The following is a 26,121-nucleotide window of genomic DNA, read 5'->3' on the forward strand; positions in this document are numbered from 1 at the left end:
AGCCGTGTGCGGGAGAACCGCATGCACGGTTCGATGCGGCGGGGGCTGGAAACGGGGCGGACGTACTCCGCAACCGCGCCAGCCCTCGACCCTACATGAGTACTCGTCGGTTTGCTGACGGGGACTCTGCGTTTGTGTGGTGCGGTCTTTTCGGGTCTGGGGCAGGGCGAGGGCCCGGTTCTTGCGTCGGGTGTGCGCCGGGTTCCACTTCCCCCGTGTGGTGGTGCGGGTTGTCGGGACGGTCGAGTGGCTGGTCAGCCAGGGTCCGTCTGCGGTGACGCAGTTCAAGGTCGGCGAACTGGCCGCCTTTGGTGTTGGTCCCGAAGCAGGTCAGCCGCAGCCCGTCGAGGTCGGTGAAGCGCAACTGGGTCACCAGCCCGGCCCCGGCGCTTGAGACGGAGAGAGACCACCTCTCGCGCCCTGGGAGGGCGGAGCCGCTTGAGTACCACTCGACAGGGGGCCCGGCTCCGTGGCCGGGCTCCGCCCAAGCGCGACCGCCTTGTTCACGGATGGCGACCCCTAGACCGTGGACGTCACTAAGACGGCAGTCATCAAGGCCCCCGCGTACAACGCACTTGGTGGCCATGTCGGGCATCTGACGTTCGATAAACCACAGGTGATGAGCAAGGCCCGAGCCATCCTCTTGGCGTTGGTCGAGTAGCAAGGTGCAAGCGCCGGCCATCGACGCTCGTACGCGTGCCACACGCCGGATGTGCCAGGCGCGAGTCGCCCACAACTCGACCTCCATAGGCGAATCGGCCCAACCGGGGTGACGATGCCGCCCCTCGCGGCTGTGGGAAGGCCCGGCCAGCGGACCGTGAGTTCGCCGCGGGCCCACTTGCACTCAGCAGCGCCGCCCGATCCCCCGCCCTCGCCGTCGATTACTGTGCCGCCATGGACGACGACACCACGCGTGCCGTTCGGCCGAGGGGGACGGACGACACCAGCGGGCTGACCACCCGTGACCAGTCGTTCATAGCGCACGCCTCGACAGAACAGCGGCGACCAACGGACAGGGCCACCACCGCGGCCGAGGCACCCTACGGGCCGGGGGAGGGGTGCCTGACCACGGCGATCCGGCTGCCGGTGCGGATCGTCGTGCTGGTTGTGGTGGTACCGGTGCGCATGGTGTGGGACATCGTGGTCGGCCTCGGCACGGCACTCAATCGGGCCGTGCTGCGGCCCATCGGTCGCGCCATCGGATGGTGCTTCCGCACGCTGGTGGTTACGCCGCTGCGGGCCATCGGCAGCGCACTCGGCTGGCTCGGCAGCACCCTGGTGATAGCCCCGCTGTGCTGGCTCGGCCGCACCCTCGTGGTGGCCCCGCTGAGGTGGCTCTACCGCGCGGTCCTCACCCCCATCGGACACGGCATCGGATGGCTGGCGCGGTGTGTGGGCGCCGCGGCGTGTGCCACCGGGCGCGGCCTGGTCGTGGTCGTGGCATGGCTGGCGCGGGCGCTGTTCGTCTGGCCGTGGGTGGCGCTGTGGCGGCACGTGCTGACGCCCGCCGCCCTTGGCGCCGCGACCGCCGTAATGTGGCTGGCCCGCACGTTGGTCGTGGCGCCGCTGAGATGGACGTACCGCTCGGTGCTCACCCCCATCGGACACGGGATCAGGTGGCTGGGGCGCTCGGTGGCCGTGGCCATCGCCACGGGGGCACGCGCCACCGGCTCCGGTGGGCGCTGGTTGCTGCGCCAACTCGTATCGCGGCCCGCCGGATGGATCTACCGCTCGCTGCTGACCCCGGTGGGGCACGGCGTCAGTTGGTTGGTACGGGCCATCGGCTCCGGCGTGGCCGCCGTGGGCCGTGGCGGCGTGGCGGCGCTCGGGTGGCTCGGCCGTTACCTCTTCGTCGTGCCGTGCTCCGCCGCCTATCGCTATCTGTTGGCCCCCATCGGGCACGGCGCAACCTGGCTGCTGCGCGCCGCCGGCGCTGGGCTCGCCGCCGTGGGCGCCGCGCTGTGGGCGCTGATCACCGGGTTCGTACGCTATGTCTTCCTCGTGCCGATCGTTGCGGTGTGGCGGTATGTGCTGCGCCCCGTGTGGCTGCTGCTCGCCGGGGCTTGCAAGGTCGGCGTACGCGAGGTCGGTTCGGCCTTCGGGCACGCCTGGCGGGCAGCCGGATATGTGTCGCGGGCGGTCGGGCGCGGCATGGTGCGGCTGCTGCGTTGGGTGTTCGTCGCGCCCTTCGTCTGGGCCTGGCACGAGGTGCTGCGCCCGGCGGGCCACGCGCTGCGCGACAACGTCTGGCGCCCGGCGGTACGCGTCGTACGCGACAACATCTGGCGCCCCGCGGCGGGGGCCGTACGAGAGGCGGGCCGGGCCAGCCGCCAGGCCCTGGCCGCAGCCCGGGAAAGTGCCCGGCAGGCGCGGGCCGATGTGCGGCGAACGCTGTTCGGCGCGCCCCGGGAAGATGCCGCACGCACGCCTGAGCGGAGTCAGGACCTGGGTCTTGGCGCCCCGGCGGCGGCGATGGGGTGGGAGCCGGCCCCGGTCGGGCCGCCACTGGCGCCCATGTCGCTGCGGAAGGCCGGCCCCGCGCCGTTGAGCGAGCCCCGCCCCGGGCCCGTAACGCTGGAGAAGGCCCGGCCCGCGCTCCAGCCGCTGGGGGAGGCCCGCGGCGAACCGGTGCCGGTCGCCGAGCCCCGGCGGGTACCCGAACCACAAGACCCGCGTACCCTGGACACGAGGTTCGTGCGTTGACCCTCTCGCCACCGCGGGAGTGAGCCGGACCGGACGAACTGGGCAGGCGACAGCCGGTGCGGCCCCCTGCGCGCGGGCTGGTGCCGTGGCCCGCCTACGCAAGGAGACGTCACCCTGGGCAAGCGACAGCCCGAAGGCCCACCGCCCGCACCTGCGGTGCAGCGCATTCGACTGCGCTACACCAAGCGAGGCCGCCTCCGGTTCACCAGTCACCGTGATTTCCAGCGCGCCTTCGAGCGGGCCCTGCGCCGTGCCGAGGTGCCCATGGCGTACTCGGCGGGCTTCACCCCGCACCCCAAGGTGTCGTACGCCAATGCCGCGCCCACGGGCACCGGCAGCGAGGCCGAGTACGTGGAGATCCAGCTCGTCGAGCAACGCGACCCGGACCAGGTCCGGGCGTTGCTCAACACGTCGCTGCCGGACGGGCTCGACGTCACGGACGCGGTGGAGGCCACGACCACGGGACTGGCCGATCGGCTCCAGGCTTCGGTATGGGAAATCCGGCTCGATGGCGTGGACCATGCCGTTGCCGAGCGGGCCGTCGCGGCCTTTCTCGCGGCGGACACCGTAGAGGTACAACGCCGCACAAAAAACGGGATGCGCACCTTCGACGCCCGTGCCGCGGTGACCGCGTTGGAGGCGCTCCCAGGTCAGACCGATAGGCCGGGCGTCGAAGGCTGTGCGATACTGCGGCTGGTTGTTCGGCACTTGACACCTGCCGTTCGACCTGACGACGTCCTGTCCGGTCTTCGCGCAACGGCCGACCTGGCGCCGCCGGTCCCCGCTGCGGTGACCAGGCTGGCGCAGGGGCTGCTTGATGAGGAGTCCGGCACGGTGACCGATCCGCTCGCACCCGACCGCGAGGCAGTCCAGGCCGCCCCACTTACGGCCGCCGGGATGGCCGCCGCGATGGGGGCAACGCCCGCTTGCGGGGGAGCGCCGGATGGTCCCGGTTAGGGATGGTCGTCACCGCGCCGCCGTTGTACGGGGAACCACCCGGCTGCGGCAGGCGCACTGACCAGGAGACTTTCGCCGGTCCTAGAAAAAGGACCCGGCGAGCGAGACGACAGCTCCCGTGCGGCGCCCGCGCCCCGGATGGCGGTACCGCGCACATCACGCGGGGCCGCTGCCGGATTCAGGCGCGGCGCCCGGGAGCGTGACGGGAGAACCGCCCGCATGCTCGAACCAATTGAGCCCAACGATTCCCAGGGATCTACCGAGCCGGCCGCACGAACCAGTGCCGGCAACTCGCTAGAGGACAGCCCCAGCGGCACCCTGCCACCGCGCCGCAGGCGCCGCGCAGCATCCAGGCCAGCTGGCCCACCCGGCGCAGAAACGGCGCTGACCAGCGACGACGCCAAGCCGGCGGCAAGTGCGGAGTCCACCCCCGCTCCCGTATCCGCTGCCCCAGCAACGACGCCAACGACGTCAGCGGCGGCGGAAGCCGCTGCGGCCCGCGAGACGTCCGGGTCCGCGACGCCTGCCCAAACCGGTGCGGGCGCCGCCGAATCTTCCGGCGGTGACTCTTCCAGCGGTGACTCTTCCGGCGCTGGCGACGCCGCCGAGGGCGCACCGCGTGGGCGTCCGCGCCGTCGGGCGACCCGTAAGGCCACCGCCCCTGCCGGGGCGCCGCAGACCGCCACGTCGCAAAACGGCGCGCACGCGCAACCGTCCGCTGCTGCCGATGTGACCGAGGTCGTTGCCCCGGTCGCCGCCAGTAGTGAGCAGGTCGTCGCCGCAGCTGCGGGCGCGGGTGCGCCGGAAGCCACCGATGAGAGTGAGGCCGCGCCGCGTGGGCGGACCCGCCGTCGCGCGGTCCGTAAGGCCACCGCGCCGGCCGGCGCCCCGAACGCCGCCGCCACAGACGCGACGCCCAGCCCGACCGAAACGGCTGGAGCGGCCGGATCGGCTGGCCCGGCCGAAGCAGTTGAAGAAGACGAAGAGCAGCAGGGCGCAGATGCGCTGCCGACTGGCGCCGACGCGACCCAGGGGAGGGCCGCCGCCGTAGACCAGCCCGTCGCCGCGGAGGCCGCCGACGAGGCCGCGCCGCGTGGGCGGACCCGTCGTCGCGCGGTCCGTAAGGCGACCGCCCCGGCCGGCGCCCCCAACGCCACCGACACCGCCACCGCCACTGCCACTGACGCTGCCACCGCCGGTACCGGCCGGAGCACGAGCGCTGCGAGCGCCCCGGCTCCAGAGCTGGCCCCGGAGCCGGCAGCCGCTTCCGTGGACCGGTCGCCGGCAGGCGCCGCCGCCGGTACGGGTGAGGCCGGTGGGACTGAGACCGGTACGGGCGAGGACGCTGAGGCCGAGAGCGCGCCTCGCCCCCGGTCCCGGCGCCGCGCGGTGCGTAAGTCCGCATCCGCCGCCGAGCCGCGCGAAGCCGCTGCCGAGAGCGCCCCACAGCCCGAGGTTGCCGCCGAGCCGGAGCCCGCGGCCTCCGTGTCGCGGCGTACCCGCAAGCGAGTGGCCAGCGAGATGGTCGCGCCCGCCGCAAACGCGGCGCAGAGCGCCGAGCCGCAGCAGACCGAGGCAACATCGTCCGCCGCGACGCAGGAGCCGGTGCGGGGGCGGCGCCGAGCCGTGCGCCCGCCGACCGCCATGTTCCAGGCGCCGGTGTTCACCGAGCCGATGTTCCAGACGCCGGAGACCGCTGCCGCAGCGGCGGCAGCGGCGGGGCGCCCCGATGACGCGTACGACGAGGAAGAGGAGCCCGCCGCCGAGCGGGTCACCACCAGCAGCCGTCGCCGGCGTCGCCGCCGGGGCGCCGCCGAGGACGAGCAGCACGTCGAGGCGGCCGTGACCGCGGCTCCCGTCGAGGCCGAGCGGCCCGAGCGAGCCGTCGAGCAGGCCGCTCCCGAGGCCGTCGCCGAGCCGGACGCCGAGGCCGACGCGGGCGATGAGGAGTCGGGCGACCGCCCGTCGCGCCGTCGCCGCCGCGGGGGCCGTCGCCGCCGCAGGGGCGAGGCGCTCGACGCCGAGAACGGCGATGAGCAGGCCGAAGGCGAGCAGTCCGCGGCCGAGTCCGCCGATGAGGACCGGTACGCCGAAGAGGCCGAACACGCCGAGCCGGCCGCCCACGGTGACAGCGGTACCAGCACTGACGACGGCGACCACGGCGACCATGACGACCACGAGGATGACGCGGCGGACTCGGCCGGTGGGGGCTCCAGCAGCAGCCGTCGGCGGCGTCGGCGGCGGCGGCGGAGCGGGGACGGCCCGGAGGCTGTCGAGGGCGACGACCCGGAGCGTACGGTCGTCAAGATCCGTGAGCCGCGCGAGCGCCGTGCGAAGGACAGTGAGCCGTCCGACGAGGTGCAGTCCATCAAGGGCTCCACGCGCCTCGAAGCGAAGAAGCAGCGCCGTCGCGAGGGCCGTGAGCAGGGCCGCCGCCGTGTGCCGATCATCACCGAGGCCGAGTTCCTGGCGCGCCGCGAGGCCGTCGAGCGCGTGATGGTGGTGCGGCAAAGCGGCGAGCGCACTCAGATCGGGGTGTTGGAGGACAACGTCCTCGTCGAGCACTTCGTCAACAAGGAGCAGGCCACCAGCTACGTCGGCAACGTCTATCTGGGCAAGGTCCAAAACGTTCTGCCGTCGATGGAAGCCGCGTTCGTTGACATCGGCAAGGGCCGCAATGCGGTGCTGTACGCCGGTGAGGTCAACTTCGAGGCGCTGGGCATGGGCCACGGCCCGCGCCGCATCGAGACCGCGCTCAAGTCCGGGCAGTCCGTGCTCGTCCAGGTCACCAAGGACCCGATCGGACACAAGGGCGCCCGGCTGACCAGCCAGGTCTCGCTGCCCGGCCGCTACCTCGTGTACGTACCCGAGGGCTCGATGACCGGCATCAGCCGCAAGCTCCCGGACACCGAGCGGGCGCGGCTCAAGCAGATCCTCAAGAAGATCGTTCCCGAGGACGCGGGCGTCATCGTGCGTACCGCCGCCGAGGGCGCGAGCGAGGACGAGCTGACTCGCGACGTCGCCCGGCTCCAGGGGCAGTGGGAAGAGATTCAGCAAAGGGCGCAAAACGGCGGCAGCTCGCACGCTCCGACGTTGTTGTACGGCGAGCCGGACATGACCGTCCGTGTCGTACGCGACATCTTCAACGAGGACTTCTCCAAGGTCATCGTCAGTGGTGACGGAGCGTGGGAGACCATCCACGGGTACGTCTCGCACGTCGCGCCCGACCTCGCCGATCGGCTCCAGAGGTGGACGTCGGACGTGGATGTCTTCGCCACGTACCGGATCGACGAGCAGCTCATGAAGGCGCTCGACCGCAAGGTCTGGCTGCCGAGTGGTGGCTCGCTGGTGATCGACAGGACCGAGGCGATGATCGTCGTCGATGTCAACACCGGCAAGTTCACCGGCCAGGGCGGCAACCTGGAGGAGACGGTCACCAGGAACAACCTGGAGGCGGCCGAGGAGATCGTGCGCCAGCTGCGGCTGCGCGACCTCGGCGGCATCATCGTGATCGACTTCATCGACATGGTCCTTGAGTCCAACCGGGACCTGGTGCTGCGTCGGCTGCTGGAATGCCTTGGCCGGGACCGTACGAAGCACCAGGTTGCCGAGGTGACCTCGCTCGGTCTGGTGCAGATGACCCGCAAGCGTGTGGGGCAGGGGCTCCTTGAGTCCTTCTCCGAGGCGTGCGTGCACTGCAACGGGCGCGGCGTCATCGTCCACATGGACCAGCCGACTTCGGTTGGTGGCGGTGGCGGTGGCAAGCGCGGCAAGAAGAAGAAGGGCGCCGCCGACCAGTACGATCACGAGCACGAGCACGTCCACAGTGACGAAGCCGCCGAGCACGAGCAGGTGCCGGCCGAGTTGTTCGAGCCCGAGGCCCCGGCCGCAGTGGTCGACTCGGTCCCGGCCGCGTCGGGCGTGGACGACGAGTGGTACGGCAGCGCGTCAGAGGCGCAGGCCGCCGCCGAGGTGACGCGCGGCTCGGCGTCCTCGCGTCGGGGTCGCCGCCGCGCCAGCCGCAAGGCGTCGGCACCCGCGGGTTCGCCGCGGTCCGCCGATGACGTGGCGGCACCGGCTGCTGCCGAGGCGCAGCCCATCGCTCCAGCCACGGTGGAGGCTGCGGCTCCGGTCGCCGAGCCTGCCGGATCGGCCGTTGCCGAACCGACCGTTGCCGCGGCGCCCGCTACCGAAGCGGCATTTGGTGCGGCTGCCGCCGGCGAGACCGCGGAGCCCGTAGCGACTGCTCCGCAGCCGCGTGCCCGTCGCCGGGCGACGCGCAAGGCCACTGCTCCTGCGGGCCCGCCGCCCGAGGCGGAAGCGGCCGTGGTGGTCGTCGGCTCGTCCGGCACGCGAGGCGCGAAGGAGGCGCCGCAGGCGCAGCCCGAGACCGTGGCTGAGCCCGTCGCTGAGCCCGTGGCCAAGACGCCGCCGAGCGCACCGCAGACGGACGAGCCGGGTACGCCGGCGGTCGCTGCGGCCGACGTGGTAGTCGAAGCGGGCGTAGGGGCTCAGGAGGCGCCGCCGGCGAAGCGTGCGGCCAAGAAGACGGCCAAGACCGCCGCGAAGAAGGCCACCACGAAGAAGGCGGCGGCCAAGAAGCCGGTGGCGAAGGACGTAGCCGAAAAGCCGGCGGCCGAGAAGCCGGCGGCCAAGGAGGCAGCCGAAAAGCCGGCGGCCAAGAAGACCGCCACGAAGAAGACCGTCGCCAAGAAGGCCGCGACCAAGAAGACCGCGGCCAAGAAGACGACGGCGAAGAAGACGGCAGCGAAGAAGACCGCAGCGACGGAGCCGTCCGACTCCGCCGTGTCGGCCACCACGGAGGACTGACCGCGCTAGCGCGGTTGACCCTCCAACCGAAGGCGCCCCGGACCCGCAAGGACGCTCACGGCGTCCCGCTAGGGTCCGGGGCGCCGCGGCGTCTGTCGGCGTTAGCCGGTGTTAGTCGGTGTTAGTCGGCGTTCGGCGGCGTTCGGCGGCGCCAGGCCCGGCCCCTGGGCCCATGGGGCGCCGGGCCGACCCATGGGGCGGCAGGCCCGCCCCGCGGCCTCGGCGCCGGCCGGTGGCTCAGTTTGACCCCCTGGTCGGGCAGGCCGTAATCTTGACTGTCGGCGTCTGTACGCCAACCCCTGAGCACTCCACCTTCCGATCTGTCCTGATGAGCGAGCTTTGTCGGACACATCGTGAGAGGCCGCTCGTTCCTTCGGATCTCATGAGTCTTTGGCTCATGTGAGCGGCTGGCGTCAGGGGTCCCGTTTACTAGGAGAGAGCGAGTCCGCGTGTACGCCATCGTGCGCAGCGGTGGTCGCCAGCACAAGGTTGCTGTCGGCGACATCGTTGAGGTTGACAAGATTCCCACTGCCAAGGTTGGCGACACGGTAGAGCTCTCTACCCTGCTCGTTGTTGACGGCGATGCGGTCACCAGTGACCCGTGGGTGCTGGCCGGGATCAAGGTTGAGGCCGAGATCGTGGACCACCACAAGGGCGTCAAGATCGACATCCTTCGCTACAAGAACAAGACCGGCTACCGGCGTCGCCAGGGCCACCGCCAGCAGTACACGGCGATCAAGGTCACCGGCATCCCGACGGCTGCGAAGTAAGGGACTGAGAAGATGGCACACAAGAAGGGCGCATCGTCCACCCGGAACGGTCGCGACTCCAATGCTCAGCGGCTCGGCGTGAAGCGCTTCGGCGGTCAGGTCGTCAACGCCGGTGAGATCCTGGTCCGCCAGCGCGGCACGCACTTCCACCCGGGCTCGGGCGTCGGCCGCGGCGGGGACGACACCCTGTTCGCGCTCAACGCCGGCGCGGTGGAGTTCGGCACTCACCGTGGCCGCAAGGTCGTGAACATCGTTCCGGTCGCCTGATCCAGCGGATCACGGCGGACCGCGCGTAACGGTTCTTTCCGGAGGCGGACCTCCCTTCCCGTACGGATTCCGATGGAGTCCCGCGCGGGAAGAGGGTCCGCCTTTCGCGTGTTGTGCAGGCAGACAGCACGTAGACATTTCTGTACGTAGTAACTGGAGGCACATTCCATGACCACCTTCGTGGACCGCGTCGAGCTGCACGTCGCCGCGGGTAGCGGGGGCCACGGCTGCGCCTCCGTCCATCGCGAGAAGTTCAAGCCGCTCGGCGGGCCTGATGGCGGCAACGGCGGTCGTGGCGGCGATGTGATCCTGGTCGTAGACCAGTCGGTGACCACGCTCCTCGATTACCACCACTCCCCGCACCGTAAGGCCACCAGCGGCAAGCCCGGCGAGGGCAGCAACCGCTCCGGCAAGGACGGCGGCGATCTGGTGCTGCCCGTTCCGGACGGCACCGTCCTGCTCAACAAGAACGGCGAGGTGCTCGCCGACCTGGTGGGCCACGGCACCACTTACGTCGCGGCCCAGGGCGGCCGTGGCGGCCTTGGCAATGCGGCACTCGCCTCCGCGCGCCGCAAGGCCCCCGGCTTCGCGCTGCTCGGCGAGCCCGGGACCGCCGGGGATGTGGTGCTTGAGCTGAAGACCGTCGCCGATGTGGCGCTCGTCGGCTATCCGAGCGCTGGCAAGTCCTCGCTGATTTCCGTGCTCTCGGCCGCCAAGCCGAAGATCGCCGACTATCCGTTCACCACGCTGGTGCCCAACCTCGGTGTGGTGACGGCCGGTTCGACCGTCTACACCATCGCGGACGTGCCGGGGCTGATTCCGGGCGCCAGCGAGGGCCGTGGCCTTGGCCTGGAGTTCCTGCGCCACGTCGAGCGGTGCTCCGTCCTGGTGCATGTGCTGGACACCGCGACCCTGGAGGCCGAGCGTGACCCGCTGAGCGACCTGGAGACCATCGAGGCCGAGCTCGCCGCGTACGGCGGCCTTGAGGACCGACCGCGCATGGTTGTGCTCAACAAGGTGGACATCCCGGACGGCAAGGACCTCGCCGACATCATCCGGCCCGACCTTGAGGCGCGTGGCTTCCAGGTCTACGAGGCGTCTGCGGTCTCCCGCGTGGGGCTGAAGGAACTGTCCTTCGCGCTCGCGGGCATCGTCGGTGAGGCGCGCGCCGCCAAGCCCCAGCAGGAGGCGACGCGGATCGTCATCCGGCCCAAGGCCGTGGACGATGCCGGGTTCACCGTCGCCGTCGAGGAAGATGGCCTGTTCCGGGTGCGCGGTGAAAAGCCGGAGCGCTGGGTACACCAGACCGACTTCAGCAACGATGAGGCCGTGGGCTACCTCGCCGACCGGCTCAGCCGACTCGGGGTGGAGGAGGCGCTGGTCAAGGCGGGCGCCAGGACCGGCGACGGGGTGGCGATCGGCCCCGAGGAGAACGCGGTCGTCTTCGACTGGGAGCCGGCCATGGCCGCCGGTGCGGAGATGCTGGGGCGGCGTGGCGAGGACCATCGCCTTGAGGAGCCTCGCCCCGCCACGCAGCGGCGTAGGGAGCGGGACGCGGTGCGCGACGATGCTGATCAGGAGTTCAAGAAGTTCAAGCCCTTCTAATGCCTACCCACGCCCCTGGGCCCGCGTTGGCGCCCCAGGGGCGGGCAACCGAAGGGATGCGTCTCCGCGGTGCGAGGGACGCGATGTCGCGCCGTGCTCTCGTACGCGGTAGCTCTCGCGGCAGACCTCGTACGCGGTAGATCTCGTACGCGGTAGATCTCGTACGAAGCAGATTTCGTACGAAGCAGATGGGAAGGCCCCGAGAAGCACGTGCTTCTCGGGGCCTTCTCGTACGCCGTGAGTACGCCATGAGTACGACGTGAGCCTTGGCCGTACGGACTCAGCCGTCCCGTACGGCGCGAGCCTTGGCCGGTGGGACTGGCCCGCCGGCCAAGGCCGTCAGACGCCGGCCGTTTCCTCCGACTCGGCGTCCGCAGGACCGCTCGTCTCCGGGGGCAGCTCGCCGGCCTCGGCGGCCAACTCATCGGCGGCGTCTCCGCCGAGCAGCCCGGGCAGGTCAGCCGATGCGCGGGCCTCCATGCGGGCTTGGCGCGCCTCGGCCTGTGCGCACAGGTCCCGCGCCGCCTGGTTGAAGCGGACCAGGGACGGCGGGTCGGACGGGCCGAGCAGATGCACCTTGAGCTCGGCGCGGTCGGCCACATGCGGGTCGTGCTCGGGATTGCGTACCGCGTCGAGCAGCGCCGGGACGCCGTCCGCCTCCGGAGCCAGGATCGCCGCCGCGCGCACCGTCGGGAACCCCTCCCGGAACTCCGCCTCGGACAGCCCACTGGTGTTGGCCACCGCGTACGGCTTCGCGCTGCTCAGGTAGTCCGAAACCACGCTGGAGACGTCCGAGATCAGCAGGTCGGAGTGGTTGAAGCAGGAGAAGATCGCCGGACGGGGCCCGGTGATGATCTGGTGCTCCCACTCGGGCAGCGAGGACCAGTACGCGCTCTCCCAGGCGGCGGTGGCCTCCTCGACGGCCGCGGCCCGGTCGCTGTCCGGGGTGCCCTGGAGCAGCATCCGCTCGATCTCGTCCGTGTCGGGCCGGAAGGACGTCGTAGTGAGCCCTTCCAGCACCTCGGCACGCCGTGCCAGCTCGGCCGCAGCCTCCGGGCCCGGCCGTGCACCGGTGCGCCGCGTGTTGGCCTGGGCGATCAGCGCCTGGATGCGCTCGTTGGCGAGGCCCGCGCGGGGGTCAACGGAGCCGGTCATCGGGTGCGGCTTGTACAGCAGCCGTACTCCCGGATCGGCCAGCAGGGCACGGACGATGTTCTCGCCGGCCAGGATGACCGAGGTGTTGCCCGGGTTGCCGTCCCAGCCTTCCCAGGTGGGGGCGTACAGCACCTGGAGGTACTCGCCCGCGGGGGCGCCGGTGTACGGGGTGATCGGGGCGAGCTGCGGGCGGCCGACCTCGACGACGTCCTTGTCCTCGACGCCGATGTCGGCGAGCTGGTAGCGCTCCCGGGCGGCCGGTCCTGCCACCCACACCTCGTCGTACGCCTTGGCGTACGGGTTGCAGCTGGAGAGCTTGTCGCTCTCGCCGTGGTTGGTGAACGCGTGCTTGATGGAGGGGATGCGCAGTATCTGCGAGGTCTTGCCGGAGTTCGCGGGGTGCAGCAGCATCTTCAGCGTCGAGTGCTCAAGCCGCATCAGATGCGCGACCTTGGGGATGCACACGATCGGGATGTCCGTGGCGTCGATCTTTTGCACCATGAACCGCTCGCGGAGCACGATGATCGGATTGCCGTCGAGCGAGGCGAGCGTGGACAGCCACATGTTCGCCTGGTACGCGGATGAGGTGCCGCCGGAGAAGTACATGCCAACCGTTGGCTGATACTCAGCGAGCCAGTTGTCCAGCCATTCCAGGGCCTGCTGCTCGTCCAGCACCCGCTTGCGCGTCAGCAGCCAGGTGCTGAGCCAGGCGACGCCGCTCAGGGAGAGGACCAGCGCGATGCCGAGGCCGATCCAGCCCCAGACGGCGTCCTTGGTGGCCGCGGTGGCGAGCAGACCGGCGGTGGCCGGGATGGCGAAGCGCAGCAGTCGCCTGGCGGGCTGGCGGGCCAGCAACCGGGGCGGTGCGGTGGACAGATGCAGCGCGCTCGCGTCGATGTTGCGGGTCACGAACGGCAGCAGACGCCGCCGCTTGACCAGCACCGCGACCGCCTGGCACACGAAGTGCGCGATGTAGAAGAGCAGCAGGCCCACGGTCAGCGGTGCCTGCACATGAGTGGGGTCGATGCCGTCGATGCGCAACAGCCCGACCATGATCATCATGTCGCGCAGCAACTGCCGCACCGTGACATCGAAACGAATCTTGCTCAGCAGCGACAGCAGTCCTGGCTGCTTGTGCTGGAGATACAGATCGAGGGCGAGACCCGCCGCCGAGGCGATGATGAGGAGTGGCACATTGGGCAGCAGGGCGCCGACGAGCTGAGTGGTGAAGAACACCATCATCGCGAGCAGTGCCGCCAACTGTACGACTCGGCGGGGGGCGATTCCGGCAGAGGGCACGGGGTGAGCTCCTGGCAGAGAAGAGCGACGGAAACAAGGGAAGCGAACAGTGCGGCCAGGTGTTGGCCAACCGTTCCACGCACCGTCACCTACGAGACAGCGTTTGGATACGGATCGACCACTGACCGTATGCCGTGGCCAGGTCCGGTGACAATCTGCCTTGGGGGCAATAGCCGCGAACCAGGCCAATTACATGATGATCGATGGGCAACCGATGGGCTATCGATGGACTGCTGGGGGCGATCGAAGGGCCACCGAAGGACCATGAAGGGTCACCGAAGGGTCATCGAAGGGTCATCGAAGGGTCACCGAAGGGCCGACGATGGCTGAGACGCAGGGGCGGCGGCTGTGGAGAGGCGAGACGCACGGGCGGCGGTTGGTGGCGCACGCCATGGCATGGCTCTCACGGTAGGACGCCCACGTGGCAGCGGCGACCGCAGAGCGCCTGCGGCGGCCCGGGCGTGGTTGCCGGGGTTTGGTTGCCGGGGCGCCGTCCCAGCGGACGAAACGCGCGGGCGACCGCGCGCGCCGCTGCCGTACATTGCCCAGCAGCGCTCACCCCAGCGGTTGCGCTGGTGAGCAGCGATGAGCGCGGGCACAAGGGACAGGTGGGGACGGCCGTGGCAGGGCAACGAGCGTCGGCGCGGCGGGACGCGCAAGGCACGCCGGGGGCTGGAGTCGAACGGGGCGCGCGTGGGAAGCCGGGGGCCGAAGCGCGGCGCGCGGCGCAGGAGGCACCGGGGGCCGGGGCCGAGCGCGACGCGCGTGGCAAGCCCGCGGCCGAGGCCGAAACGGGCGCGGACGGCGCGGAGCGCGATGAGGTGGTGTCCGCCCGTCGCATCGTGGTCAAGATCGGCTCCTCGTCGCTGACCACCGCGGCCGGTGGGCTGGACGCCGACCGGGTGGATGCGCTCGTGGACGTCCTCGCCACGGCGCACGGCCGCAGCCGCGAAATCGTCCTGGTGTCCTCCGGCGCCATCGCCGCCGGCCTTGCGCCGCTCGGTTTGGCCAAGCGGCCCCGTGACCTGGCCAGACAGCAGGCCGCCGCCAGCGTGGGCCAGGGCCTGCTGATGGCCCGCTACACCGCCTCCTTCGCGCGCTACGGGCGCCGAGTCGGCCAGGTGCTGCTCACCAGCGACGACACCAGCCGCCGCGCGCACTACCGCAACGCCTACCGGACCTTGGACCAGCTGCTGACCATGGGCGCCATCCCCGTGGTCAACGAGAACGACACCGTGGCCACGGACGAGATCCGGTTCGGCGACAACGACCGGCTCGCCGCGCTCGTCGCCCACCTCGTACGCGCCGATCTGCTGGTACTGCTCTCGGACGTGGACGGGCTCTACGACGGCGACCCGAACACTCCAGGCGCCTCCCGCATCGCCGAGGTCGCCGGGCCCGCCGATCTGGAGGGTGTGACCATCGGCAGCGCGGGCCGGGCGGGTGTGGGCACCGGCGGTATGGTCACCAAGGTCGAAGCGGCCCGGATCGCAGCCGCGGCCGGCATCCCCGTCGTACTCACCTCGGCGAGCCGGGCCGCGGACGCGCTCATCGGCCGCCCGACCGGCACCTACTTCCACCGCACCGGGCGTCGCTCAGCCGGTCGCCTGCTGTGGCTCGCCCACGCCTCCACCCCGTGCGGGGCGCTGGTGCTTGACGACGGGGCGGTACGGGCCGTGGTCGAGCAGCGCACCTCGCTGCTACCGGCCGGGATCTGCGCGGTGGAGGGCGAGTTCAGCGCGGGTGACCCCGTCGAACTGCGGGACGTCACGGGACGCCCGGTGGCGCGGGGACTGGTCAACTTCGATGCGAAGGAAGTGCCCCGGCTGATCGGCCGGTCAACCCGCGACCTCGCGCGCGAACTCGGCGCCGCGTACGAACGCGAGGTCGTCCACCGCGACGACTTGGTCGTGCTGCACCCCTGACGAGCGTCACCCTCGCATCACCGGCGAAACGAATCGAAGGGAAAGCGGCAAAAGAGCCACCTTTCCACGGAGACCTTGCGTAAAACCGCCCCATGGCCACCCACAGGCTGGTCAACTTTGTTGCACAAGGTCGCACGGGGAGCGGTTCCACAGTGCTCCACAGCGACCACGGCACGACACGGCTCCGCCCGGAGACGAGCGGAGCGGCGAGCAACAGGAGGCCGCCGGTGAGACGAGGGCGCCCAGGGGCGGAGCCCCGGGGTGGGGGAGCCTCCCGCACCCGCAGAATCATGACCGAGGAACGTGCGCTAACCAGCGTGGACACGGGGGAACAGGGCGGCAGCGAGGCCGCGGAGGTGGCGGCGGTCGGCGGCACGGCGATGGGCGGTGCCGCGCGGGAGCGCGAGACCTCCCGGCTGTGGCACATCACGCTGAGTGTCTCGGGCCCCGCGGTTGCGCTCAGCGACCTAAGACGGGGCCTGGAACAACTCGCGTATGACCACCCCTTCCTGCTGACCAGCAGGTACGCCAACGACCACGCCGAGATCCGCTACTGGGAGGAGGCGCGCGACCTCCACGATGCGGCGGCCCTCGCGCTACGGCTGTGGGGTGAGCACCGTTCGACAGCCAAGCTGCCGCCCTGGGAGATCGTCGGCCTTGAGGTGATCAACCGCGAGACCTACCGCCACCGCATCACCGAGGGCTACGGCCCGGCCCCGGCGACTCCGGTGGGGGTGCATCCGTACTAGGAGCTGAGCCGGCGGCGGGGGAGGCCGATGCGTCACGCGATGACGCGCCGTGGCCCCCGTCCCGGTCAGCGAGATGCCACTGGGCCCAGGCGGCAGCGCGACTAGGCTGCCGGGCATGAGCAGCAGCGAATCCGCAGTGTCACCCGTCGTCCAGTCCGCACGCCGCGCCCGGGAAGCCGCCGCGCAGCTTGCGCCACTGCCCCGCGCGGCCAAGGACGCGGCGCTGCTCGCGATCGCCGACGCACTGAGCGCCCGGGCCGCCGAGATCATCGAGGCCAATGCCGACGACGTCGAGCGGGCGCGGGCGGCCGGGACCTCCGAGGCGATCGTGGACCGGCTGACGCTCACCCCGGAACGGGTGCTGGCGATCGCCTCCGACGTACGGGATGTGGTGGCGCTGCCCGATCCGGTCGGCGAGGTGGTGCGCGGCTCGACGCTCCCGAACGGCATCGACCTGCGGCAAGTTCGGGTGCCGCTCGGCGTGGTGGGCATCATCTACGAGGCCAGGCCCAATGTGACCGTGGACGCCGCCGCGTTGTGTTTGAAGTCCGGCAACGCGGTGCTGCTGCGCGGCTCCTCGTCGGCGTACCACTCCAACACCGCGCTGGTGAAGGTGGTTCGCGACGCCATCGCCGGGGCGGGACTGCCGGCGGATGCCGTGCAGTTGGTGCCGGGCGAAAGCCGCGAGGCAGCGCGCGAGTTGATGCGGGCGCGCGGTCTTGTGGATGTGCTGATCCCGCGCGGTGGGGCCTCGCTGATCCGTACCGTCGTCACGGAGTCCACGGTTCCGGTCATTGAAACCGGAACGGGCAACTGCCATGTGTACGTGGATGCTCAGGCCGACCTGGACATGGCCGTGGACATTTTGATCAACTCCAAGGCGCAGCGGCCCAGCGTGTGCAATGCGGCCGAGACGCTGCTGGTGCATCAGGACATCGCCGAGGCGTTTGTGCCCCGGGCGCTTGCCGCGCTGGCGAAGGCCGGAGTCACGGTGCACGGCGATGCGGCGGTACGAGCCGCCGCCGAGCGCGCCGGGTCCACCGCGACCGTCGTCGCGGCCACCGACGAGGACTGGGCCGCCGAATACCTCTCGTACGACATCGCGGCCGGTGTCGTCCCCTCGCTCGACGCCGCGGTCGAGCACATCCGCCGCTGGTCCTCCGGGCACACCGAGGCGATCGTCACCACGGCGCAGGCCGCCGCACGCCGGTTCACCCAATTGGTGGATTCCACCACGGTGGCCGTGAACGCCTCCACGCGGTTCACGGACGGCAGCCAGTTCGGGTTCGGCGCCGAGATCGGCATCTCCACGCAGAAGCTGCACGCCCGAGGACCGATGGGGCTACCGGAGCTGACCTCGACGAAGTACATCGTGACCGGCGACGGACACGTACGGTAGCCGCGGCTCCGCTTCGATAAGCGACGGCCCGGGGTGCGGCAGGCGAACCCCGGGCCCACCGCCCCGTGGCCGTGGGCCGTGGGAAGCCGGTTTGGGTGGACTAGCTCACATTGCCGCTCGCCCTGCCCAAATCGACCGCTCAGGGCTAACCTGGACGCGTGCCGGACGACGTGGGGGGCAGGCCGTTCCCGGACGGCGACGAGCCCGACGACTACCACCACGGGGCTGCGGATCTGGGCCCTTCTTCGCCGAAGGCTGGCGAGGAGGGCGAGTTCGCCTCCGTGGTCTTCGACGAGGACTTCGTGCGGTCCGCCGAAGTCCATGAGCCCAGCGCCGTCGAGCGGATGCTGGCCGCCGCGCAGGCGCGCGCCGAGGCCGAGGCCGCCCGCATCAGATCGCGCGGTGGCGCGCCCGATGACGATCCCTACGAGGACGGGTACGGACCGGACGGTGAGTTCGGCTACGACCCTGATGACCCGCGCTACGAGGGCCGCTACGGGTACGTCGGCGCCGACTCCGAAGCGGACGAGGCGTTCGGCCCGTACGGCAGATATGGCCAGGCGGGCCGCCCCTACCGCGGTCATGCGCACTGGCAGCGCCCGGTGGCCTGGGTGCTGGCCGTGCTCATGGGCATAGGAGTGGTGGCGTTGGCCTTCACCGCCGTCTACCGGGGCGCCGCCGGCGGCGGCAACCGGCAGGACCCCAGCCCGGCGCCGACCAGTACCGGAGTGGACAGCGCGCCCGGCAGCCAACAGAACTCGCTGCCGTCCTTGTCTGTTGACTCCGCAGTGCCCACGGCCACCACCGGCCCGCGGTCCCCCTGACGACGTGAAATTTCGTCCGAACTTGTCGAGCACTCAGGACGTTTATCTTCGTCCGTACCGACCTACTCTGGTGATATGACCGGGCCTGGAGATCCTCCCGAGGGGACACCTGAGAGCGTCGCGGGAAGCGGTGACGACGACTACCGCTCCGTCGTGTTCGATGAGTCGTTCGTCCAAGCTGCCCGGCTACAGGAGTTCTCGGCGCGAGAGCGCATCAGCGATCACACACCTGCGGTGCGCAGCCGGCGTCCCTGGCGTCGGCAGCGTGGCTCATCACGCCAGGCAATCGCCCTGATGGTGCTGATCGTCGTGGCCTTTACGGCGGCCGTCTATATGGGCGTACAGCATCCGTACGAGAGGCCCACGGGGCAGTTGGCTGGGCCCCTGCGCAGCACGCTCGTGCCGTTGGCCCCACGCGGTGCGGTGCCGGGCGGCGCGGCCAAGGACTTGTACGCCAACAGCCCGGCCAAGACGTTCCGTATCGGCGCTGACGGGGTCACCCTGCCCGATACCAAAAGCACCCCGCACTTCTCCGAGAGCCAGGTGACGGATGCGCTCGTCACGGCCAAGGAGTTCTTGGTGCACTCCGCTCTCGACCCGGACACGTTGGCGGGTGGCGATGCCCGCGCGGTGCGGCTCCTGCTCGACCCGGAGCAAATCGGCCAGTTCGACGAGAGCTTGGCCCGTCCCTCCGACGACGGACGGCACGCGGCCACCGGCTGGGTGATGCGCTTCGATCCCCAGCGGGTCTCGCTCGCCGAGGAGCCGGTGCGGGTGCAGGGCCGGCTTGCGGTGACTGAGGTGAGCGCGTCGGCACTGGAGGTCGTCGCCGACCACACGTACGTCTACGCGGTGCGGCGCGCAGCCAAGAAGGCTGACGGCGCCAAGGGCGCCACAAACGCCGAGAGCACCGGCGCCGAGGCCGGCGAGCGCGGCGCGGCGTCCGCCGCCGAGGGGCCGCGCGACTCCGGTGCCGCCAAGGGAGCTCAGGGGGCCCGCACCGGAGCCGATGCCTCCGGTGCGAGTGAGGGATCGGTGAGCGGCGACAGCAGGGACCTGGTGGGCCCGGTCGCGGTGCCGGGCACCGGGCCGCATTCGCTGTTCACGGTGCGCCGCGAGGCGCGGTTCCGCTTTGACCGCGACGACCTGCGCGACCATCACGTCGAGGTCCTGGAGAGCGCGTTACAGGCCGGGCCGCAGGGATGCGCGGCAGACGCCGCGGCATACCTGCGACCGCTGTTCGCCGGGCAGAGCGCACCGTCGGACACCTCGGCCGGTACGAATCCGTACGCGACCGGGCGCCCGACCGACTCGCTGTGCGGGGTGCTGGCGCCTAACGCCCAGCCGTCGGGCCTGAGTCGCCGCTAGCGCCGTCCGGACCGTCCCCGGGCCCATCAGCGGGCCCGCCGTTGCTGCTGGCACCGTTGCCGTTGTTGTTGCCGCTGCCGGCACCGTGCGCATTGCCGCCAGAGGTGCCGCCAGCCGTGCCGCCAGTGGTGCCGCCGCTGCCGCCCGCCGGGCCGCCGGCTGGGCCATCACCAGAGCCACCAGCGGGCCCATCACCAGGGCCATCAGTGGGTCCGGCTGCGGGCCCATCAGTGGGTCCGGCTGCGGGGCCGCTGGCCCTGCCGCCGCCCGTGAATCGGTCGCGCAGCTTGCCGCCGAGGTCACCAGCGCCGCCCGCGATGTCGCGCACCAGACCCATCAGCGGGTCCTTGCTGCTGCGGACGGTGTCCGCGTAGTGGCTGGCCGACTCCTTGAACGAGTCGGCGACCGAGGTGTCCTTGTCCGTGTCACGGCGCGGGTAGTGGCCATCCATGATCCGCTGGTAGTCCCGGCTGGCCGCCCACTTCTTCAACTCGGCGGCGCGCACCGTGGCGAACGGGTGGCTGCGCGGCAGCACGTTCATGATCTTCAGTACGGAGTCCCGCAGGTCACCGCCTGCCTCGTACTCCTCGGCCTGCTCCAAGAACGCGTCCACGTTCATCTCGTGCAAATGGTTCCCGCCCGCCAGCTTCATCAAGGCGCGCATCGACGCCTGCAAGTCCTGACCAGCCAGCAACCCCGCCCGGTCAGCGGAGAGTTCCGACTTGCGGAACCACTCGCGCAGCGCCGTCACGATCGCCATCACCGCGACGTTGCCCAGCGGAATCCAGGCGATCTTCAGCGCGAAGTTGGTCAAGAACAGCAGTATCGTCCGGTACACCGCGTGCCCGGACAGCGCGTGCCCCACCTCATGGCCGATGACCGCACGCAACTCCTCCTCGTCGAGCAGCTCGACCAGGCTGGTGGTGACCACGATGATCGGCTCGTCCAGACCGATGCACATCGCGTTCGGGTACGGGTCCTGGCTGACATACATCGGCGGAACCTTTTCCAGGTCCAGGATGTAACAGGCGTCCCGCAGCATGTCGTTGAGGTGCGCGAACTGCCGATCGCTCACGCGTACCGAATCGGACAGGAACAGCAGCCGCAAGCTGCGCTCGGGAAGCAGGCCGCTGAGCGCCTTGAAAACGGTGTCGAAGCCGGTCAGCTTCCGCAGTGCCACCAGCGCGGACCGGTCCGCCGGATGTTCGTAGGCGCGCGAGGAGATTCCGGGGAATCGCCTGCGCTCGCGGCTCGGCACCTGCTCGTGCCCGTGAGTGTTGCTGTCGCTCATCGTGCCCCCTCGTTGGGCTGCTGGTCGTGGCCCGTGATGCCCCTCGGCCCCACCCCACCCTAGGACGTTCGGATGGTGTGACTACCGTGGAGTGATGCCTTACCTCACTGGCTTCAGCGAAGTTCTCGCCGTCTCCCACGACGACGGAGCCGGGCCGCTGCTGCGCATCGTCATCGTCGTCGCCGTCGTGGGCGCGGCCCTGCTCGCCTGGTTCTTGCTGCGCGGATACGGAGGCGACGGCGGGCAGGACTGAACCCCGCCGGCCCCGGCCCCGGCCCGGTAGTCCACAAGACGTGCGGAGTCGGCGTGAGGTTGCGCGGCGCTGCCGCATACGATGTGCCGGAAGTCTTCTGCCCGACCCTCCCCGAGCCGCGTGGCCTGGGGACCGCTCCGGATAGGTCCTGCCGACGATGACCGCATTCCACACCGCACACGCGACCCTGGCCACGCTCGCCTCCGAAGGCGGCGAGCACAGCGGCAAACACGACAACCTCAACCCCTACCTGACCGGCGGCGGGACCTTGGTCTTCCTGCTGCTCATGCTGTGGATCACCACGCGTTTCAACCGGGACCGATGACCTCGGCACCGGGCTACGGGCTCGCTTAGTAGGGTCTGCACGCATGGGAGCACAGACAGCGCCCGCGAAGCGGCGACTCGGCGTGATGGGCGGGACCTTCGACCCGATCCACCACGGACACCTGGTCGCCGCCAGTGAGGTGGCCGCACAGTTCCACCTGGACGAGGTGGTGTTCGTGCCGACCGGACAACCGTGGCAAAAGAGCCACAAGAAGGTGTCCTTGGCCGAGGACCGCTATCTGATGACCGTCATCGCCACCGCGTCCAATCCGCAGTTCTCCGTCAGCCGCATCGACATCGACCGCGGTGGCAAGACCTACACCGCGGACACGCTGCGCGACCTGCGTGCTGAGAACAAGGACGCGGACCTGTTCTTCATCACCGGAGCCGATGCCCTCTCCCAGATTCTGACCTGGCACGACGCGGCGGAGCTGTTCTCCCTCGCGCACTTCATCGGGGTGACCAGGCCCGGGCACATATTGACCGACGTGGGACTGCCCGAGGGCGGAGTGTCGCTGATCGAGGTCCCGGCGCTGGCGATCTCGTCAACGGACTGCCGAGACCGCGTCGCGCAGGGCGATCCGGTCTGGTATCTCGTGCCCGACGGCGTGGTGCGCTACATCGACAAGCGCAAGCTGTACCGCGACGACGGCTGAAGGGGCACCGGTGAACGACCGACAGGACCCGCCTCCGCCCGACGACTGGCCCGGGAACCCACAGCACGATCCGCACGCCCAACCTGACCCGTACGCCCACAGTGGCCCGTACGCGGCGACCGATGGGTACGCCGCAAACGAGGGTTATGCCGCGAGCGATGGCTATGCCGCAGGTGACCCCGGTAGCGCGAGTAGCGCGGGCAGTGGCTACACGCCGCACGATGGGTACGCGGCGAATGGCGGCTATGCGGCGAATGGTGCGTACGCCCCGAGTGACCCGTACCAGCCAGGTGACCCGTACCAGCCTGGCGGTCCGTACCAGCAAGACGGCGGCTACCAGCAACCGCAGATCTACGGTTACGACGCCTACGGCCAGCCCCTCTACCAGCCGCAGGGCTACCAGCAGGAATACCCGCAAGACCCCTCCCAGGGCGTGAGCGGCGGCTACGCACCGTATGGCCAGGGGACGCCACAGCACGGCCAGGGCCAGGGCGGCCAGAGTCACGGCAGTCAGGGACTCTCGCAGGGTGCGGGATCGGAGCCTGGGCAGGGGCAGCAGCCGTCCGCGTACGGCTCCGACCCCTACGGCGCGTCGCAGCAGCCACAGCCACAGCCATTGCAGCAGCAGCCGCAGGCACAGCCATCGCAGCAGCAGCCGCAGGCACAGTCGTACGCGCCGCAGCAGCCCCAGGAGTACCGGGAGCCACAGGGGCATCAGGACCGGCAGGGATACCCGGAGCAGCCCAGGCACCGGGGGCAGCCGCAACAGCAGCCCCGGCGGCCCGATGGATCGGCGCTGCCAGCCAACGCGCACCATGCGCGCGGACCCCAGCAGCCCGATGCGTCTCAGCAGCTCGGCCACAGGGGCGGCGCATCGGCGGAGGCTTGGATTCCGCGGCAGGCCCAAGCCGATGCGCAAACCTCGACTGACGCCCAAGCCCCGACCGATCCACAGACGCAGGCTGCTCCACGACCGCAGGGCCGGGCTGCCGAGCGGCGCAGGCGCGGGCAGCGTGCGCAGGCCGGGCAGGCCGGACACGTCGGGCAGCACACGCAGCGTCAAGACCAGGACCCGGCGCGGGAAGCGCCGCGTGAGGCCCCGAAAGCGGAGGGCGCCGGTGCGCGTGCGGACGGAGCGGATGACGACGAGGGCTACCGGACCGAGCAGTTCTCGTTCATCGAGGAGCCGGACGAGGAATCCGAAGACGTCATCGACTGGCTGAAGTTCGCCGAGACCCGCTCGGAGCGGCGCGACGAACGCAAGCGGATGCTGCGCACCCGCCTGATCGGACTCGTGGGCGTGCTCGCTCTCGTCATCACCTGCGGCGTGGGCTACCTCTGGTACGCGGACAAGTTGCCGGGCATGTCCGACAGCGCGGACGCCGACGCGACGGCGGGCGGCGCACAGCAGCGCCAGGTGATCGTCGTCCATCTGCGCGAGACCCAGGGTGGCCGCAGCTCCAGCGCGCTCCTGGTAGACAACGAGACCACAAAAAAGGGCAGCACTGTGCTGCTGCCCAACGCGCTAGCCGTCTCCGCCGAAAGCGGCACCACCACCCTCGGCAACGCCGTCGAGGGTGAGGGCGCGGGCGGCACCAGGGACTCCTTGACCACGCTGCTCGGCTCCGAAATCCAGGGCACCTGGCGGCTGGACACGCCTTACCTGGAAAACCTGGTGGAGCTGGTCGGCGGCATCACCATGGACACCGATGTACTCATCCCCGGCGCCAAGAAGGGCGACGACCCGCTGGTCAAGCGCGGTAAGGGGGTGCAGATCAACGGTCAGGGCGCGGTTGCTTACGCCACTCATCAGGCGCCGAGCGAGGACGAGAGCAAGCAGCTCGCCCGGTTCGGCCAGGTGATGGAGGCCGTACTGAAAAAGGCTCCCACCGATCCGGCAAAGGCCACCACCACCGTGGAACGGCTTGCCCAGATCCCCGACCCGTCCCTATCGGAGAAGCAGCTCGGGGCATCGCTGGCCGGACTGGCGCAACGGGCCAAGGACGGCTCGTACGACACACAGCTACTTCCCGTACAACCCGACGGAACGCTGAGCGAGACGGCCACCGAGAACGTGGTCAAGGACATCCTCGGCGGCTCGGTCAAGAATCCCGACGAGAGCGGCACGCCACGAGTGAGCGTACGCAACGTGACCGGCGATGAGCGCAAAGCGAGCTCTGCCCAGGTGGCACTGGTCAACGGCGGCTTTACGGTCGTCGGCGGCGGCAACGGCTCGGCCGAGGCCACCTCGCGGGTCACTTACGCGGATGCGGCACAGGCAGGCCAGGCCAAAGAGGTCGCGGCGACGCTCGGGCTCCCGGACAGTGCGGTGCGCCAGGCCAAGGGCGCGGCCAACGCGGACATCACGGTCATCCTCGGCCGCGACTACACGAGCCGGCAGGGCTGACGCTCTGCCTGGCCCGTGGTGAGCGAGCAGAACCGTCCCCTGGAGCGGGGGCGGGGGCGGCAGGCGGGGGCGGGGGTGGCTGGTCGGCGGGCGGGGCGGTGTGAGAAAGGGCTGGCGGAAGTGTCGGTGGGGCGTGAGACCCTTGGGGTATCGCGCCCCCGGCCTCAGCTCGGGGGTTACCACCAACCGGAAAGCCCTGCTTGTGACCGCCACGGACCGCTCCACCGAGCTCATCAAGGCCGCCGCTCAGGCGGCGGCCGACAAGCTCGCGCACGACATCATCGCCTACGACGTCAGCGACGTCCTGGCTATCACCGACGCCTTCCTGCTCGCTTCGGCGCCGAATGACCGCCAGGTCAAGGCGATCGTCGACGGGATCGAGGAGCGGCTGAGCGAGGAGATCGGCGCCAAGCCGGTCCGCCGCGAGGGCGACCGCGACGCCCGCTGGGTGCTGCTCGACTACGTGGACATCGTGGTGCACGTCCAGCACAGCGAGGAGCGCGTCTTCTACGCCCTTGAGCGGCTGTGGAAGGACTGCCCGCAGCTTGAGCTTCCCGCCGACGCGCTGGCCACCCAGGGCAAGGGCGTTGAGTACGCCAGGGCGCAGTCCACAGCGGACGAGGGTGAGGTCGGCCTGGACGGTGAGCTCCGCTGAGCGGCAGCCAGGGTGGTCGTGGCCGCCGCATCGTCCTATGGCGGCACGGCCAGACCGCGTGGAATCTCGAACGCCGCTTCCAAGGCTCCACGGACATTGAGCTGACTGAGACCGGCGTCGCTCAGGCCCGTCGCGCGGCGCGACTGCTGGCCGCGCTCAAGCCGGACGCGATCATCGCGTCCGACCTGCGGCGGGCCGCCGCGACCGCCGCCGAACTGGCGGCCATCACCGGCCACGATGTCGCGCACGATGCGGCCCTGCGCGAGACGTACGCGGGCGAATGGCAGGGGCTCACCCACGACGAAATCATCGCGCGCTTCGGCGAGCAGTACGCGGCGTGGAAGCGCGGCGAGCCGGTACGGCGCGGTGGCGGAGAACTGGAGACAGAGGTCGCCGACCGGGCAGCGCCCCTGGTAGAGGCCGCAGTCGAGAAACTGCCCGATGACGGCACCCTCGTCGTCGTCAGCCACGGCGGCACCATCCGCACCACCATCGGACGGTTGCTCGGCCTCGCCCCCGGGACGTGGGAGTCGCTCGGCGGTCTCACCAACTGCTGCTGGTCAGTGCTTGGCCAGGGCGCCCGCGGCTGGCGACTTCTGGAGCACAACGCGGGCACGCTCCCGGAGCCCGTCCTCGGCGACGACGACTAGGGCAACGCCCCACAGCGCCGCCCACGGCCTCCGG

At 70.6% G+C, this 26,121-nt stretch carries 21 protein-coding genes; 19 read left to right on the forward strand and 2 right to left on the reverse strand.

The window, feature by feature from the left end; genetic code table 11:
• Window positions 1-217 precede the first annotated feature (217 nt).
• The 8 genes from FHS42_RS00005 (at window position 218) to obgE (ending at window position 11,132) form a co-directional block, all read left to right on the forward strand.
• Window positions 218-394, forward strand: a complete 177-nt coding sequence (locus FHS42_RS00005; RefSeq protein ID WP_184569095.1) for a hypothetical protein — start codon at window positions 218-220, stop codon at window positions 392-394.
• A 132-nt stretch (window positions 395-526) separates the two neighbouring features.
• Window positions 527-661, forward strand: coding sequence for a hypothetical protein (locus tag FHS42_RS38055; RefSeq protein WP_281392675.1), 135 nt, complete (start codon window positions 527-529; stop codon window positions 659-661).
• A 233-nt stretch (window positions 662-894) separates the two neighbouring features.
• Entirely contained in the window at window positions 895-2,703 is a 1,809-nt protein-coding gene (locus FHS42_RS00010) for a phosphatidylglycerol lysyltransferase domain-containing protein (protein WP_184568398.1), read from the forward strand.
• A gap of 156 nt (window positions 2,704-2,859) precedes the next feature.
• Complete coding sequence (locus FHS42_RS00015; protein WP_184568399.1) at window positions 2,860-3,660, forward strand: TIGR03936 family radical SAM-associated protein; 801 nt, start codon at window positions 2,860-2,862, stop codon at window positions 3,658-3,660.
• A gap of 219 nt (window positions 3,661-3,879) precedes the next feature.
• The gene (locus tag FHS42_RS00020; protein WP_184568400.1) at window positions 3,880-8,490 is read left to right on the forward strand and encodes an Rne/Rng family ribonuclease; all 4,611 of its coding nucleotides are present in this window, start codon (window positions 3,880-3,882) and stop codon (window positions 8,488-8,490) included.
• A gap of 449 nt (window positions 8,491-8,939) precedes the next feature.
• Window positions 8,940-9,260 carry a 50S ribosomal protein L21 gene (rplU, locus tag FHS42_RS00025; RefSeq protein WP_184568401.1) on the forward strand — a complete coding sequence of 107 codons (321 nt, stop codon included), beginning with the start codon at window positions 8,940-8,942 and terminating at the stop codon, window positions 9,258-9,260.
• A gap of 12 nt (window positions 9,261-9,272) precedes the next feature.
• Window positions 9,273-9,527, forward strand: coding sequence for a 50S ribosomal protein L27 (gene rpmA, locus FHS42_RS00030; RefSeq protein ID WP_019063244.1), 255 nt, complete (start codon window positions 9,273-9,275; stop codon window positions 9,525-9,527).
• 168 nt (window positions 9,528-9,695) lie between these two features.
• Window positions 9,696-11,132, forward strand: coding sequence for a GTPase ObgE (gene obgE / locus FHS42_RS00035; RefSeq protein WP_184568402.1), 1,437 nt, complete (start codon window positions 9,696-9,698; stop codon window positions 11,130-11,132).
• A gap of 339 nt (window positions 11,133-11,471) precedes the next feature.
• Here obgE and FHS42_RS00040 read toward each other — a convergent pair whose 3' ends face one another.
• On the reverse strand, window positions 11,472-13,586 hold the full coding sequence (locus FHS42_RS00040) for a hypothetical protein (RefSeq protein ID WP_184568403.1): 2,115 nt from the start codon (window positions 13,584-13,586) through the stop codon (window positions 11,472-11,474).
• 821 nt (window positions 13,587-14,407) lie between these two features.
• On the opposite strand from FHS42_RS00040, the gene proB reads away from it, so the two are divergent.
• The 5 genes from proB to FHS42_RS00065 all read left to right on the forward strand — a co-directional run bounded on the left by proB (window position 14,408) and on the right by FHS42_RS00065 (window position 19,851).
• A complete protein-coding gene (gene proB, locus FHS42_RS00045; protein WP_184568985.1) occupies window positions 14,408-15,511 on the forward strand; it encodes a glutamate 5-kinase in 1,104 nt (367 codons plus the stop codon).
• A gap of 227 nt (window positions 15,512-15,738) precedes the next feature.
• Complete coding sequence (locus tag FHS42_RS00050) at window positions 15,739-16,260, forward strand: DUF8830 family protein (RefSeq protein WP_184568404.1); 522 nt, start codon at window positions 15,739-15,741, stop codon at window positions 16,258-16,260.
• A gap of 115 nt (window positions 16,261-16,375) precedes the next feature.
• A complete protein-coding gene (locus FHS42_RS00055) occupies window positions 16,376-17,659 on the forward strand; it encodes a glutamate-5-semialdehyde dehydrogenase (protein ID WP_376772487.1) in 1,284 nt (427 codons plus the stop codon).
• A gap of 158 nt (window positions 17,660-17,817) precedes the next feature.
• Window positions 17,818-18,483, forward strand: a complete 666-nt coding sequence (locus FHS42_RS00060) for an SCO2584 family spore wall biosynthesis protein (protein WP_184568405.1) — start codon at window positions 17,818-17,820, stop codon at window positions 18,481-18,483.
• A gap of 75 nt (window positions 18,484-18,558) precedes the next feature.
• Window positions 18,559-19,851, forward strand: coding sequence for an SCO2583 family membrane protein (locus tag FHS42_RS00065; RefSeq protein ID WP_184568406.1), 1,293 nt, complete (start codon window positions 18,559-18,561; stop codon window positions 19,849-19,851).
• On the opposite strand, the gene FHS42_RS00070 is transcribed toward FHS42_RS00065, so the two are convergent.
• Window positions 19,817-21,142, reverse strand: coding sequence for a M48 family metallopeptidase (locus tag FHS42_RS00070; protein ID WP_184568407.1), 1,326 nt, complete (start codon window positions 21,140-21,142; stop codon window positions 19,817-19,819). The two genes, FHS42_RS00065 and FHS42_RS00070, sit on opposite strands and share 35 nt — an antisense overlap.
• A gap of 94 nt (window positions 21,143-21,236) precedes the next feature.
• On the opposite strand from FHS42_RS00070, the gene FHS42_RS00075 reads away from it, so the two are divergent.
• The 6 genes from FHS42_RS00075 to FHS42_RS00100 all read left to right on the forward strand — a co-directional run bounded on the left by FHS42_RS00075 (window position 21,237) and on the right by FHS42_RS00100 (window position 26,087).
• Window positions 21,237-21,395, forward strand: coding sequence for a hypothetical protein (locus FHS42_RS00075; RefSeq protein WP_184568408.1), 159 nt, complete (start codon window positions 21,237-21,239; stop codon window positions 21,393-21,395).
• 157 nt (window positions 21,396-21,552) lie between these two features.
• Window positions 21,553-21,720 (forward strand): hypothetical protein, encoded by a 168-nt coding sequence (locus FHS42_RS00080; protein ID WP_184568409.1) that lies wholly within the window; start codon window positions 21,553-21,555, stop codon window positions 21,718-21,720.
• A gap of 43 nt (window positions 21,721-21,763) precedes the next feature.
• Window positions 21,764-22,375, forward strand: coding sequence for a nicotinate-nucleotide adenylyltransferase (nadD, locus tag FHS42_RS00085; RefSeq protein ID WP_184568410.1), 612 nt, complete (start codon window positions 21,764-21,766; stop codon window positions 22,373-22,375).
• Window positions 22,376-22,385: 10 nt separating this feature from the next.
• On the forward strand, window positions 22,386-24,782 hold the full coding sequence (locus tag FHS42_RS36045; protein WP_312866638.1) for a LytR C-terminal domain-containing protein: 2,397 nt from the start codon (window positions 22,386-22,388) through the stop codon (window positions 24,780-24,782).
• Window positions 24,783-24,984: 202 nt separating this feature from the next.
• On the forward strand, window positions 24,985-25,437 hold the full coding sequence (gene rsfS / locus FHS42_RS00095; protein ID WP_184568411.1) for a ribosome silencing factor: 453 nt from the start codon (window positions 24,985-24,987) through the stop codon (window positions 25,435-25,437).
• Window positions 25,434-26,087 carry a histidine phosphatase family protein gene (locus FHS42_RS00100; protein WP_184568988.1) on the forward strand — a complete coding sequence of 218 codons (654 nt, stop codon included), beginning with the start codon at window positions 25,434-25,436 and terminating at the stop codon, window positions 26,085-26,087. The genes rsfS and FHS42_RS00100 overlap by 4 nt, the downstream gene beginning before the upstream one ends.
• The last annotated feature ends 34 nt before the right edge of the window (window positions 26,088-26,121 follow it).

This window comes from Streptomyces zagrosensis (assembly GCF_014203645.1).
Taxonomy (GTDB): domain Bacteria; phylum Actinomycetota; class Actinomycetes; order Streptomycetales; family Streptomycetaceae; genus Streptomyces; species Streptomyces zagrosensis.

Coding starts and splice junctions, on each gene's coding strand:
- FHS42_RS00055 (WP_376772487.1), top strand. CDS start 16,376: ATGAGCAGCAGCGAATCCGCAGTGTCACCCGTCGTCCAGTCCGCACGC.
- FHS42_RS00070 (WP_184568407.1), bottom strand. CDS start 21,142: ATGAGCGACAGCAACACTCACGGGCACGAGCAGGTGCCGAGCCGCGAG.
- FHS42_RS00080 (WP_184568409.1), top strand. CDS start 21,553: ATGACCGCATTCCACACCGCACACGCGACCCTGGCCACGCTCGCCTCC.
- FHS42_RS00010 (WP_184568398.1), top strand. CDS start 895: ATGGACGACGACACCACGCGTGCCGTTCGGCCGAGGGGGACGGACGAC.
- obgE (WP_184568402.1), top strand. CDS start 9,696: ATGACCACCTTCGTGGACCGCGTCGAGCTGCACGTCGCCGCGGGTAGC.
- nadD (WP_184568410.1), top strand. CDS start 21,764: ATGGGAGCACAGACAGCGCCCGCGAAGCGGCGACTCGGCGTGATGGGC.
- FHS42_RS00020 (WP_184568400.1), top strand. CDS start 3,880: ATGCTCGAACCAATTGAGCCCAACGATTCCCAGGGATCTACCGAGCCG.
- rpmA (WP_019063244.1), top strand. CDS start 9,273: ATGGCACACAAGAAGGGCGCATCGTCCACCCGGAACGGTCGCGACTCC.
- FHS42_RS00075 (WP_184568408.1), top strand. CDS start 21,237: ATGCCTTACCTCACTGGCTTCAGCGAAGTTCTCGCCGTCTCCCACGAC.
- FHS42_RS00065 (WP_184568406.1), top strand. CDS start 18,559: ATGACCGGGCCTGGAGATCCTCCCGAGGGGACACCTGAGAGCGTCGCG.